11 protein-coding genes are annotated in these 13,396 nt (G+C 55.8%); 1 reads left to right on the top strand and 10 read right to left on the bottom strand.

Annotated elements, in window-relative coordinates:
• Nucleotides 1-15: 15 nt before the first annotated feature.
• The 4 genes from NW211_RS05735 to NW211_RS05720 all read right to left on the bottom strand — a co-directional run bounded on the left by NW211_RS05735 (nt 16) and on the right by NW211_RS05720 (nt 4,650).
• Nucleotides 16-1,197, bottom strand: a complete 1,182-nt coding sequence (locus NW211_RS05735) for a class I SAM-dependent rRNA methyltransferase (protein ID WP_087407521.1) — start codon at nt 1,195-1,197, stop codon at nt 16-18.
• A 6-nt stretch (nt 1,198-1,203) separates the two neighbouring features.
• Nucleotides 1,204-2,526, bottom strand: a complete 1,323-nt coding sequence (gene rseP, locus NW211_RS05730; RefSeq protein WP_258327231.1) for an RIP metalloprotease RseP — start codon at nt 2,524-2,526, stop codon at nt 1,204-1,206.
• Between the two features lie 26 nt (nt 2,527-2,552).
• Nucleotides 2,553-3,704, bottom strand: coding sequence for a 1-deoxy-D-xylulose-5-phosphate reductoisomerase (locus NW211_RS05725; RefSeq protein ID WP_087407519.1), 1,152 nt, complete (start codon nt 3,702-3,704; stop codon nt 2,553-2,555).
• 76 nt (nt 3,705-3,780) lie between these two features.
• A complete protein-coding gene (locus NW211_RS05720) occupies nt 3,781-4,650 on the bottom strand; it encodes a murein hydrolase activator EnvC (RefSeq protein ID WP_258327230.1) in 870 nt (289 codons plus the stop codon).
• A gap of 276 nt (nt 4,651-4,926) precedes the next feature.
• Between NW211_RS05720 and NW211_RS05715 the strand changes: the two genes are divergently transcribed.
• Nucleotides 4,927-6,114, top strand: coding sequence for an OmpA family protein (locus tag NW211_RS05715; protein WP_087407759.1), 1,188 nt, complete (start codon nt 4,927-4,929; stop codon nt 6,112-6,114).
• An 89-nt stretch (nt 6,115-6,203) separates the two neighbouring features.
• Here the strand turns inward: NW211_RS05715 and leuB are convergent, their stop codons facing one another.
• The 6 genes from leuB to NW211_RS05685 form a co-directional block, all read right to left on the bottom strand.
• On the bottom strand, nt 6,204-7,280 hold the full coding sequence (gene leuB / locus NW211_RS05710) for a 3-isopropylmalate dehydrogenase (RefSeq protein WP_258327229.1): 1,077 nt from the start codon (nt 7,278-7,280) through the stop codon (nt 6,204-6,206).
• A gap of 11 nt (nt 7,281-7,291) precedes the next feature.
• On the bottom strand, nt 7,292-8,839 hold the full coding sequence (locus NW211_RS05705; RefSeq protein WP_258327228.1) for an alpha-isopropylmalate synthase regulatory domain-containing protein: 1,548 nt from the start codon (nt 8,837-8,839) through the stop codon (nt 7,292-7,294).
• A gap of 10 nt (nt 8,840-8,849) precedes the next feature.
• The gene (gene leuD, locus NW211_RS05700) at nt 8,850-9,440 is read right to left on the bottom strand and encodes a 3-isopropylmalate dehydratase small subunit (RefSeq protein ID WP_087407516.1); all 591 of its coding nucleotides are present in this window, start codon (nt 9,438-9,440) and stop codon (nt 8,850-8,852) included.
• Between the two features lie 12 nt (nt 9,441-9,452).
• On the bottom strand, nt 9,453-10,847 hold the full coding sequence (leuC, locus tag NW211_RS05695; RefSeq protein ID WP_258327227.1) for a 3-isopropylmalate dehydratase large subunit: 1,395 nt from the start codon (nt 10,845-10,847) through the stop codon (nt 9,453-9,455).
• Nucleotides 10,848-10,857: 10 nt separating this feature from the next.
• Complete coding sequence (locus NW211_RS05690; protein WP_087407514.1) at nt 10,858-12,354, bottom strand: 2-isopropylmalate synthase; 1,497 nt, start codon at nt 12,352-12,354, stop codon at nt 10,858-10,860.
• Between the two features lie 314 nt (nt 12,355-12,668).
• A complete protein-coding gene (locus NW211_RS05685) occupies nt 12,669-13,283 on the bottom strand; it encodes a hypothetical protein (protein ID WP_258327226.1) in 615 nt (204 codons plus the stop codon).
• Nucleotides 13,284-13,396 lie beyond the last annotated feature (113 nt).

Below are 13,396 nucleotides of genomic sequence, written 5' to 3'. Positions count from 1 at the left end.
GATTTTGAAATTGGTTTATTCTACATAGAGAACCAGCCCTTTCAGGTATTCGCCCTCGGGGTGGTAGATGTTTACGGGGTGGTCGGCCGGCTGGGTGAGCTGGTGCAGGATGCGCACGTTGCGCCCCGTCTGTGCCGCCGCGCTGAAGACCGCCAGCCTGAAATTCTCCTTGCTTACCACCTGCGAACAGGAGAAGGTGAAGAGGATGCCGCCCGGGCGAATCTTCTCGATGGCCTTGGCATTGAGCTTGCGGTAGCCTTGCAGGGCGTTGTTCAGCACCTTCTTGTGTTTGGCGAAGGCCGGTGGGTCGAGTATGATGAGGTCGTACTGGTCGCCCATGGAGTCGAGAAACTTGAACGCATCCTCGGCAAAGGCCTGGTGACGGCTGTCGCCGGGGAAGTTCAGCTCCACGTTCCGGCAGGTGAGGTCGATGGCTTTCGACGAACTGTCGACCGAGTGCACCAGCTTGGCATTGCCTCGCATGGCATAGAACGAGAATCCACCCGTGTAGCAGAACATGTTCAACACCGAACGGCCGCGGGCATACCGCTCGAGCAGGGCACGGTTCTCGCGTTGGTCTACAAAGAAGCCGGTTTTTTGTCCGCGCACCCAGTCGACATAGAATTTCAGTCCGTTTTCGGTGGCGATGTTGGGGGCGTCGCCTCCCAGCAGATATTCGTTCTCGGCATCGAGTTCGGCCTTGTAGGGGAGGGTCGTCTCCGACTTGTAGTAGATGTTGTCGATGCGGTCGCCCAGGACGGTTTTCAACGCTTCGGCAATCTGGTGGCGGGCATAGTGCATGCCCGGCGTGTGGGCCTGCATGACGGCCGTGCGGTCATAGAGGTCGACGATGAGGCCCGGCAGGTTGTCGCCCTCGCCGTGTACCAGGCGGCAGGTGTTGTTGTGCTCGTTGAGCAGTGCCAGACTGAGCCGCACGTTGTAGGCCTCTTGCAGGCGCTTCACATAGAAAGCCTCGTCGATGGTCTCGGGTTTGAACGACAGGATGCGCACGGCGATGCTGCCGATCTGATATTGCCCGACACCGATAAAGTTGCCCTGGTGGTCGGTCACTTCGACAATTTCTCCCTCTTCCGGCTGTTTCTCAAAGCGGTATATGGCGCCGGAAAATACCCACGGGTGGAAGCGGTGGAACGAATCTTCCTTACCCGGTTTCAATGTTATTTTCGTATAGTTCATAATCGGTTATTTGAAAAAGAAGCGGACGATGTCGTTTCCGTTGGCATAGATGAGCAGGGCCAGCAGGAAAATCATGCCGCACATTTGGGCATACTCCATGAATTTTTCGTTGGGCTTGCGGCGGGTTATCACCTCGTAGAGCAGGAAGAGCACATGGCCGCCGTCGAGGGCCGGTATGGGCAGGATGTTCATGAAGGCCAGGATGACCGACAGGAAGGCCGTCATGCTCCAGAACGACTCCCAGTCCCACCGCTCGGGGAAGATGCTGCCAATGGCTCCGAAGCCCCCCAGGCTTTGCGCTCCCTCTTTGGTGAAGACATATTTCATGCTGTTGACGTAGCTTGTCAGTTTGCTCACACCCAGTTCGATACCTTTGGGGAATGACTCCCAGAAGCCGTAGTGCTCGGTTACCACTTCGTAGCTTTCGACCAGGGGCGAGATGAGAATGCCCAGGTTGCCTACCGAGTCGGTGGCTACGGCCGTGGTCTGCAACGCGCCGTTGCGCAGGTAGGCTACGGTCACGGTGGTGTCGTGGCGAGTCGAGAGTACCTGGTGCAGCTCGTCGAGCGACGGGGTGGCCAGGCTGTCGATGGAGAGGATGCGGTCGCCCTTCAGCAATCCGGCCCGTTGGGCACCCGTATTGGCCGAGGCTTCATAAACGACCGGCGGAATGCGGTACATGGCAAACTGCTCCTCCTTGTCGATAAGGCGCAGCATGAAGTCCTTGGGTATGGCAATCGTCACCGTGTCGTTGTTGCGCAGCACCTGTACCTGCTTGGCCTCTACGATTTGCTGCAGGGTCTCGCTCGACATGAATCCGAGGTCAGCCCCGTCGGCCGTCAAGGGTATGTCGCCGTCGCGGAATCCTATCTCTTTGGCCGACTGGCAATACTCCATGCCGGCGTAGGCATTTTTGAACGGGATGTAGGTGGTGCCCCATGTGTAGGCAATCATCGAGTAGATGAAGATGGCCAGGATGAAGTTGAAGACCACGCCGGCCACCATGATGAGCAGCCGTTGCCAGGCCGGTTTCGAGCGGAACTCCCACGGTTTGGGGGGCTGTTTCATCTGCTCGCGGTCCATCGACTCGTCTATCATGCCGGCAATCTTCACATATCCGCCCAGCGGCAGCCAGCCCACGCCATACTCGGTGTGGCTGTTTTTGGGCTTGAACTTGAAGAGCGAGAACCAGGGGTCGAAAAAGAGGTAGAACTTCTCGACTCGAACCTTGAACAGGCGGGCAAAGATGAAGTGTCCGAACTCGTGTACGATGACCAGTATCGAGAGGCTCAACAGGAGTTGTACGGTTTTTATGAGGAATGTTTCCATCGGCGTATACAAATTGTTTTAGCGGGTTATTGAAGCAGCGTGGTCGCATAGTCGCGAGCCAGCTGGTTGGTGTGTACGTAATCTTCGTATCGGGGCGAGGCGATGAACTCGATGTGAGCCATCGTTTCGGCCACGATGCGGGCAATGCTGGGGTAGTCGATGGCATCGTGGAGGAAGGCAGCCACGGCTATTTCGTTGGCGGCATTCATGATGCAGGGCATGTTGCCCCCCTCGGCTACGGCGTCGAAGGCATAGCGAAGCAGGGGGAACCGCTCGAGGTCGGGACGCTCGAAGGTGAGGTGGGCATACTGCTCGAGAGTGAGTTTCGAGTTGGGGCTCTCGAGTCGTGCCGGGTAGGAGAGGGCGTAGCGTATGGGCAGCCTCATGTCCTGCACGCCCAGTTGAGCCTTCACCGTACCGTCTTTGAACTGTACCATCGAGTGCACGATCGATTGCGGGTGCACGGCTATCTCTATGTCTTTGGGGTCGACGTCGAAAAGCCATTTGGCCTCAATCATCTCGAATCCCTTGTTCATCAGAGTGGCCGAGTCGATGGTGATTTTATGCCCCATGTTCCACTTGGGATGCTTGAGGGCGTCGTTTTTGGTGACGTGTTTCATCTGTTCGGCTGTCAACTCTCTGAAGGGGCCGCCCGAAGCGGTGAGGATAATCTTGTCGATGGGGTTGTCCCACTCGCCTACCAGGCATTGGAAGATGGCCGAGTGCTCCGAGTCGACGGGAATAATGGGGGCGTGGTATTCGAGCGCGAGCTGTTTGATGAGGTCGCCCGCCACAACCAGGGTCTCCTTGTTGGCCAAGGCTATGGTCTTGTGAGCCTCGATGGCGCGGATGGTCGGTCTCAGCCCCGCGTAGCCCACCATGGCGGTAACCACGATGTCGATGGGGGCAGCCTCGACGATTTGGGCTATGGCCTCGTCGCCGGCATAGACCTTGATGGGATACTCCTTCAAGGCCTCTTTCAACCGGGGGTAGTGGGCCTCGTTGGCAATGACTACCGAGTCGGGGTTGAATCGTTTGGCTTGTTCGATAAGCAGCTCTACGTTGTTGTTGGCTGTCAGGGTATATACTTCGAACAGGTCGGGATATTCGGCAACCACGTCCAGAGTCTGGGTGCCGATCGAGCCTGTCGAACCTAATATGGCTAATTGTTTTTTCATTCGGGTTAAGATGTCAGAATCCTCGGGTTAAACTATGCAAAGGTATAAAATAAAGTCTATCTTCTGCGAATCGAGGTCAGAAAGTAATATATTTTTCGGGGTCGAGCGATTGTCCCATGTGCCATAACTGAAATTCGGCTGTGCACGATTGTTTCGACGATTTGCCCTTTCCCCAGCCGGTAACGGCAATTTTCTCGCCGCCCAGCACCTTTTCGCCGATAGCTTTCAGGATGCCCGAGTTGTATTTGTAGATAGACAGATAGTTGTTGCTGTGCTGTATGGCCACCACATAGCCATAGTCGGGAGTGTATCCGGCCGAAACGATGGTCCCGTCGAGCACCGACGATACAGCCGTATTGCGCGGGCACTGCACCTCTACGCCGAAGTGTCCCGCATGCGGGTCGTAGCCCTGCACGATTTCGCCCTTCAGCGGCGTGTAGAAGAGTTTGCCGTCGATAGGGGTGGTGGGGGTAAAGACGTTGAGGGTATATTTCTCTTCCTGTTCGTACTGCTTTACATACTCTTTCATCCGTTGCGACTGGGGCAGCAGGGTATCTCTGCGGGTCGAGAGCAGACTGTCGGCCTGCTGGCCGATGGAGTCGATTTTGATTTCGCCCGTGAGTATGGCCGCGAGGTTCTCGATGTAGGCATCGCGCCGTTGCACCTCGGCAGCCAGCGAGTCGACCCGCAGGATTTTGTCGACCATCTCGATACGCTCTTCGGCCTTCAGGTAGCCGGGCAGCAGATTCCTCACCGGGGTACCTACGATAATCGAGAGTATGGCTATGACGATAAGGGCAACGAGTAGTATGGCGGTTATGATGGCTCCCGTCCGCGAGAAACAGATGGTCCACACATCCTCCAGCGAACTCTCGTTGAAGAAGGTCAGTTTGTATTTGGAGCGTTTCCGGGGAAAGAAATCGGAACTCTTTTTATTTCGTTTCATAGATTCTATGACTCTGTTTGCTACTATAAAGGTATGATATTCATCGGCTACGTGCAAATTTAGTAATTTATTACCAACCGCTATATGCTGTTTTCATTTTTTATGAGACGCTTACAAGGGCTAAATAGTATGGATTTTTCCTATTCTTTTCTCTTCGGCCGGTGAACACATTCTTTTATCCGGTTGTTTTAGGTTACAAAAACAGATAGTAGCGACGACCGGCTGCTCTCTTTTTGAACTGTAAACAGCAAAATTGTATAACTAAAACGCATGAAGATGAAAACAAAATTCTTTTTTTTAGCAGTAGCTGCGGCTACAACATCGCTTTGCGGATATGTCGAATCGGCTTCGGCACAAGCGATTATCGTCGAAGAAGATGTTTCGGTGACCGAGGTTCTGCCCGGCAAGCCTCGATACTACTCCGATAGCCATAAAAACAACTGGTTCATTTCGTTGGGTGCCGGTGGTCAGACTTTCTTGACCGAGCACACGGGCGATGCTCAATATACCTTGGCCATGAACTTTGCCGTAGGCAAGTGGATAAGCCCTTATCTGGGATTCCGTCTGTCGGCTATGGGTGGAGCCCTGCATACCAACTGGCCATTCTCCGAAGGGGTGATGACGCACATGCGTTACGCTGCAGTCTATGGCGATTTGATGTGGGATATGTTCAACACCTTCCACGGCTATAACGAGCGTCGTGTCTTCTCGATTATTCCTTTTGCCGGTGCCGGTGGTATCTATTCGTTCCACAATACGCCGTATGGCAGCAAGACCTATGCTTTCCCCATTACGGCCGGTATCAAGTTGAATTTCAGATTGTCGCACTATGTCGACTTCTTCCTCGAAGGTCGTGGCAACCTCATTGGCGACCACTTCAACGGTATTGTCGAGGGAAAAGAGGTTGAGAGTGTCGTTTCGGCTGTCGGCGGTTTCTCGATCAAGTTCGGTAAAGAGCGCTTCAAAGCTTATGATGCGTATGCCGACCAGATGATGATTAACCAGCTGAACAACAAAGTGAACCGGTTGAGAGGCCAGCTCGAGGAGTGTGAGTCGCAAGAGGTAGAGTGCCCGCCCTGTCCCGAACCGGTTGTCGAGGAGGTAACGGTTGTTGAGCCGGCCGGCTGCAACCAGGAGTTGACCGGTGTGGTACGCTTCACCATCAACAGTGCCGTGGTCTCCGACGAAGAGATGGTCAACGTCTACAACATCGCCCAGTGGCTCAAGAGCAACCCCTCGTGCAATATCTCGGTGATAGGGTATGCCGACAAGGATACGGGTACTCCCGAGTATAACAAGCAACTGAGCCAACGCCGTGCCGAATCGGTGGTAAAGCTGCTCACCGGGAAATACAACATCGATAAAAAACGGATACAAATCGTAGCTAACGGCAGCGACTCGCAACTGTATCCGAAGAACAATAACTGGAACCGCATCGTCGTCTTTGCCGGTTCGGCCCAGTGACAACAGAGTCTGTTTTTAATGCGAAAGCGGGTGACCTTGTGTGCAGGTCACCCGCTTTTTGTATGTCGGTAGTGCGACTCGGTTCGGTCTTAATGTTGCTCAATCCATTTTACAATCCACTCGCCTACCTCGTGGGTGTGGCAGGTGGGGACTCCCGGGTCGGCAATATCCTCGGTCACGATGCCGGCTTTCATCGACTCGGCTACGGCTTGCCTGATGAGGTCGGCCTCGGCTTTCAGATCGAAGGCGTATTCGAACATCATGGCGGCCGACAGAATCGTGGCCAGCGGGTTGGCTATGTCTTTGCCGGCGGCTTGCGGGTAGGAGCCGTGTATGGGCTCGAATACCGAGGTGTGCAGCCCGATCGAGGCCGAGGGCAGCATGCCCAGCGAGCCGGTGATGACCGACCCCTCGTCGGTGAGGATGTCGCCGAACATGTTTTCGGTCACGATGACGTCGAAGCTCTTGGGCCATTGAATCATGCGCATGGCGGCGTTGTCGACGAAGAGAAACTCGGTCTCTACTTCGGGATATTCGGCGGCAATCTCTTGTGTCACTTCGCGCCAGAGCCGCGAGGTGGCCAGGATGTTGGCCTTGTCGACCATCGTCACCTTCTTGCGTCGGCGCATGGCATAGTCGTAGGCGAGCTGTACGATGCGGGTAATCTCTTCGCGGCTGTACATGCAGGTGTCGTAGGCCACGCTGCCGTCTTCGCTGCGGCCTTGCGGACGGCCGAAGTAGAGGCCGCCGGTGAGTTCGCGGATGCACATGAAGTCGGCCCCGTCAATCAGTTCGGCCCGCAGGGGCGACTTGTGAATCAGCCCCGGGAAGGTGGTGATGGGGCGGATGTTGGCAAAGAGCCCCAGCTTCTTGCGCATGGCGAGCAATCCCTGCTCGGGGCGAACCTTGGCGTTGGGGTTGTTGTCGTATTTGGGCGAGCCTATGGCACCGAACAGTACGGCGTCGGAGCGCATGCACAACTCGTGGGTCGAGTCGGGGTAGGGCGAGCCGGTCTCTTCGATGGCGCAGGCTCCCACCGGGGCCGTTTCGTGCAAGATGGTGTGACCGAATTTCTTACCGACGGCCAGAGTCACGTTCAAGGCCTGTTCCACTATCTCCGGGCCTATGCCGTCGCCCGGTAATACTGCGATATGTAATTCCTTCATGCGGTTGTGTTTTAAGAGTTTGCTATGATGTGTTCCTTGTGTTCTTTATCTTCGATGAGGTTGAGCATTTTGATGGTGGCCTGTATGGCGGCCTCCATCTGGTCGGCATCGAGGCCCTGGGTTTTCAGCACGCCGCCGTTGTAGTCCCACGAGATGACGGTCTGCACGAGGGCGTCGGTGCGACCGCCCGGCGGAATGTTCACCGTGTAGTTGGTGAGCAGGGGCAGGGTGCGGCCCAGCTGTTCCTTGTAGATTTTGCGGATGGCCTTTACAAAGGCATCGTACTGACCGTCGCCGGTCGATGCCCCCTCGTACACCTGGCCGTTGATGTCGATGGCGATAATGGCTACCGGCTTGAGCCCCTGCGAGAGGTTGAGGGTGTAGTTGACCACCTTCACGTGCTGGGCGATGGTCTGGTGCTTCAGCACGTCGGAGATGATGTAGGGGAGGTCTTCGGGGGTGACCATCTCTTTTTTGTCGCTCAGCTCGACCACCCGTTGGGTAACCCGCTGTATCGATTCTTCGTCGAGCTCGATGCCCAGCGATTCGAGATTCTTGCGGATGTTGGCCCGCCCCGAGGTCTTGCCCAGGGCATACTCGCGTTTGCGGCCGAAGCGCTCGGGCAGCAGGTCGTTGTAGTAGAGGTTGTTCTTGTTGTCGCCGTCGGCATGGACGCCGGCACATTGGGTGAAGACCGACTCGCCGATAATGGGCTTGTTGGCGGCTACCCGCACACCCGAGTAGGATTCGACGATGCGGCTCACCTTGTTGAGCATGTTTTCGGTGACACCCGTCGTGGCCTTCACCTGGTCGTGCAGCACGGCCAATACACTGGTAAGAGGCGCGTTCCCGGCCCGTTCGCCCAGTCCGTTGACGGTACAGTGCACCCCCTGTATGCCGGTAAGGGCGGCTGCGAAGGTGTTGGCCGTGGCCAGGTCGTAGTCGTTGTGGGCGTGGAAGTCGAACCGCAGGTTGGGGTAGCGGCGACGCATGGCCCGGCAATACTTCAGGGTCTGGAGCGGGTTGAGAATGCCCAGCGTGTCGGGCAGCATGAACCGCTCTACGGCTTCGTTCTTCAGCGCGTCGACCAGTTGGTAGACATATTGCGGCGAGTGCTGTATGCCGTTCGACCAGTCCTCGAGGTAGAGGTTGATTTTCAGTTCGGCTTCCCGAGCCTTTCTTATGGCTGCCTTGATGTCGGCGATATGCTCCTGTACCGTCTTTTTGAGCTGGAAGGTGCAGTGCTTTTCCGAGCCCTTGCAGAGCAGGTTCATCACCCGGGCCCCGCACGAGCGTATCCACTCGATCGAGGCTCCGTTGTCGAGGAATCCCAGAATCTCTATTTTGTCGATGTGTCCTCGTTTCCGGGCCCATTCGCACAGTTGGGTGGCAGTTTCGTATTCGCCCGACGAGACTCGGGCCGAAGCTATTTCGATGCGGGGGATCTTCAACTCCTCGAGGAGCAGCCGGGCAATGCTCAATTTTTCTTGCCGGGCAAAAGATACCCCCGAGGTCTGTTCGCCGTCCCGCAGCGTTGTATCCATGATTTCTATAAACATAGGCAATCGTTTACTGGTGTGTGGCTTCCCACGCTTCGATTTGCGGCTTTTTGCTGAGCAGATAGTCGATGTCGTCGTAACCGTTGAGCAGGCAGCTCTTTTTATAGGGATTGATTTCGAAATGTTCCGACACGCCGCTGGTGTTGTCGGTGATGGTCTGCGCCTCGAGATTGACCGTCACGGTCGCTTTCGGGTTGGCCTGGATATGGCGGAAGAGGTCGGCCAGGAACTCTTCGGAGACTACGACCGGCAACACCCCGTTGTTGAGGGCGTTGTTCTTGAAGATGTCGGCAAAGAAGCTCGACACCACCACCCGGAATCCATACCCGGCGATGGCCCAGGCGGCATGCTCGCGGCTCGAGCCGCTGCCGAAGTTTTTGCCGGCTACCAGTATCTGGCCCGAGTAGGCGGGGTTGTTGAGCACGAAGTCGGCCACAGGTTTCCCCTCCTTGTCGTAGCGCCAGTCGCGGAAGAGGTTTTCGCCGAATCCCTCGCGCGATACGGCTTTGAGGAATCGGGCCGGAATGATTTGGTCGGTGTCGACATTTTCCTGGGGAAGGGGAATGCACGACGAGGTTATGATATTTATTTTTTCAATCATGGCAGTGTAAAGTTATAAAAATTTTCGTGGATCGGTTATCTCACCCGTGATGGCTGCGGCTGCCGCTACCAGCGGCCCGGCCAGGATGGTGCGGGCTCCGGGGCCCTGACGTCCTTCGAAGTTGCGGTTCGAGGTCGATACCGCATATTTGCCGGCCGGCACTTTGTCGTCGTTCATGGCCAGGCAGGCCGAGCAGCCCGGCTGACGTATCTCGAACCCGGCTTCGGCCAGCGTGCGGTCGAGCCCTTCGGCCTTGATCTGGCGGGCTACCGCTTGCGAACCGGGCACGAGCCAGGCGGTCACGTGGTCGGCTTTCCGATGCCCCTTCACCAGTCGGGCAAAGGCTCTGAAGTCTTCGATGCGACCGTTGGTGCAACTGCCCAAGAAGACGTAGTCGATTTTTTTGCCCAGCAGCTTCTCTCCGGCCTCGAAGCCCATGTAGCGAAGCGCCTGGCGGAACGACAGCTTGCCGCTCTCGTCGATACTCTCTTCCGTAGGGATGGCCTCGTCGATGGCAATACCCATGCCGGGGTTGGTCCCGTAGGTGATGCGAGGCGCGATGTCGGCGGCCTGGAAGGTCACCTCGCGGTCGAAGGTGGCATCGGCATCGCTGTGCAACGTCTTCCAGTAGGCGAGAGCCCGGTCCCAGGCTTCGCCTTTGGGGGCAAACTCGCGCTCCTTGACGTAGGCAAAGGTGGTTTCGTCGGGGGCAATCAGTCCGCCGCGGGCTCCCATCTCGATACTGAGGTTGCATACGGTCATGCGCTCCTCCATGCTGAGGGCGCGGATGGCCTCGCCGGCATACTCGACAAAGTAGCCGGTGGCCCCGCCTGTAGTCATCCGGGCGATGATATAGAGGGCTATATCTTTGGCGGTGACACCGGGGGCGAGTTGTCCCTCGATGTTGATACGCATGGTTTGGGGTTTGGGCTGCAAGATGCACTGCGAGGCCAGTACCATAGCTACCTCGCTGGTACCGATACCGAAGGCGATGGCGCCGAAGGCTCCATGGGTAGAGGTGTGGCTGTCGCCGCATACGATAGTCATGCCCGGCAGGGTGAGCCCGTACTCGGGTCCGATTACGTGGATGATGCCGTTCTTCTCGTTGCCCAGACCGTAGTAGGTGAGGCCGAACTCCCGGGCGTTGCGGGCGAGCGTGTCGACCTGGTTGCGCGACACGGGGTCGGCAATGGGCTGGTCCTGGTGGAGCGTGGGTATGTTGTGGTCGGGCGAGCAGACGGTCTTCTGCGGGCGGAATACCTTCAACTTACGTTCGCGCAACTCGTTGAAAGCCTGCGGACTGGTCACTTCGTGGCAGTAGTGCCGGTCGATGTAGAGCTGATCGGGACCACCGGCTACCGAGGTAACTACGTGGGCGTCCCATATCTTGTCGAATAACGTGTTCATGTCGTGTGATTTATATGATAAATTTGTTGATTGCGTCGATAAAGGCTTCGGCCGAGGCGGCTACGATGTCGGTATTGGCCGAGAAGCCGTAGTAGGAGGCGTTGTTGTGGACGACGGTCATGTGCACCTTGCCTACGTCGTCGCTGCCTCGGGTGATGGCCTGGATGAGAAATTCGCTCACCACCATCTTGCGGTGGATGATGCAGCGGATGGCATTGATGGCGGCATCGACGGGTCCGTTGCCCGAAGCGGCAGCCTCGAACTTTTCGCCAGCAATGTCGAGCCCGATACTGGCTACCGACTTGATGCCTACGCCTGCCGTTACTTGCAGGAAGTCGAGGCGGATGCGGGCATTGGCCGTGCGCTCTTTACCCACGAGCATCAGTATATCGTCGTCGTTGATGTCTTTTTTGCGGTCGGCCAGTTTGAGGAACGCCTCATAGGCTTTGTCGAGCGCCTCTTTGTCGAGCTCGATGCCCAGCAGGTGAAGGCGGTGCTTGAGGGCGGCTCGTCCGCTGCGGGCGGTCAATACAATCGAGGTTTCGTCGATACCCACCTCTTTGGGGTCGATAATCTCGTAGCTCTCGCGGTTCTTCAGCACGCCGTCCTGATGGATGCCCGACGAGTGGGCAAAGGCGTTGCGTCCCACGATGGCCTTGTTGGGCTGTACCGGCATATTCATCAGATTCGATACGAGGCGGCTCGTGCTGTAAATCTTCTGGGTGTTGATGTTGGTTTCGACTTGCAGGTCGTGGTGGCACTTGCAAATCATGGCTACCTCCTCGAGCGAGGTGTTGCCGGCCCGTTCGCCGATGCCGTTGATGGTCACCTCGGCCTGCCGGGCTCCGTTCTGGATGCCGGCCATGGTGTTGGCCGTAGCCATACCCAGGTCGTTGTGGCAGTGGGTAGCGATGACCACGCGGTCTATCCCCTCGACGTGCTCCATGAGGTAGCGAATCTTCTGGCCGAACTCGTCGGGCAGGCAGTAGCCGGTGGTGTCGGGTATGTTGATGACGGTGGCCCCGGCCTTGATGACGGCCTCGACGACGCGAGCCAGATATTCGTTGTCGGTACGGCCTGCATCTTCGGCGTAGAATTGTACATCCTCGACATATCGTTTGGCATACTTGACGGCAGCGACAGCCCGCTCGACAATCTCTTCGCGAGTCGAGTTGAACTTGTATTTGATGTGGTAGTCCGAGGTGCCTATACCGGTGTGTATGCGTTTGTGCTTGGCATATTGCAGGGCCTCGGCCGCTACCTTGATGTCGTTCTCGACTGCCCGGGTGAGGGCACAGATGGTGGGCCATGTCACGGCCTTGGATATGGCTACGACAGATGCAAAGTCGCCGGGACTGGATACCGGGAATCCGGCTTCGATGACGTCGACCCCGAGGGCTTCGAGCGCTTTGGCCACTTGTATTTTTTCTACGGTGTTGAGCTGACAGCCGGGCACTTGCTCGCCGTCTCGTAGGGTAGTGTCGAAAATGTACAATCTGTCTGACATACTTTTACACATATATGAGGTTAATAAAAAAGCCTTTCCCAACATATTCGTGAGAAAGGCTATATACGTTTCTTTATCGGTTTACTGCGCAACACTGATTCTCACTTCTCGTCGGGACTGTTCGATAGAAGATCAATAATAATAATCAGGTTATTTAGCAGCGATATAGTCATGTCGTATTGGATTGATGCGATTGCAAAGATAATTATTATTTCGAGAAAACAAAATAAAAAGACTGTTTTTATTGAGATAGGTTGGTTTTTTGCAATCGATTTCCGCTAAAACGTATCTATTTGCAATTCGAAACCGGGCTCTTAGAAACTGAGCCCCAACCGTACCGATACCAAGTGATTCCCGTTGATGTCCTGGAAGGCTCCCTTTTCGTCGGTGAAGGGTGATACCTGGTAAAAGTTGTAACCGATGAGCAGATGCGACCCGAATCGTTTGCTTACCGAGAGGTTGATACCCAGTCCGGCCGATCCGAAAAATCCGCCTTGATTCTCGCCCTTGCACATCTGATTGCTTGAGTAACCGGCCCGAAAGTCGACAAAGAAGAGCGACTTGTTTTTGAGCAGGTTGCTACGGAACAGCAGATAGATGGGGAGGTACTGGCGATTGCTCGAGAAGGAGTTGTGCAGACCAACACCCAGCCCCAGACACTTGATCATCGACGAGCGATAGCCGGCAAAGATGTCGACATCGAAGGTCGAGAGGTCGTTACCTGCCATGTCGATCGAGGCGCCTACCTCGGCTCCGAAGGTAAAGGGTTTTATCTTTTTGGCCTCACCGAGGTCGGCCAGGTTGCTTTCCCGCATGACATACTGGTTGTTGCCGTCTTCAAAACCTGTGGTCGACTCTTGTGCTGTTGCATTTTGTACCGAAACGAACAGGATAACCGGCAATAAGATACGATATAGGTATTTGTTCATAATGATATGCTTTGTGAAAACGAAGATAGAGGATTTCTGGCGATTAAGCAATCGAAGCGCAAGAAAAAAATTTAAAATAAAAAAACCGACTTGCATGCAGGTCGGTTTTTTTA

The sequence above is a fragment of the Barnesiella sp. ET7 genome (assembly GCF_024733785.1).
GTDB lineage: Bacteria > Bacteroidota > Bacteroidia > Bacteroidales > Barnesiellaceae > Barnesiella > Barnesiella merdigallinarum.
This window is presented reverse-complemented; position numbering and strand designations above follow the sequence as displayed.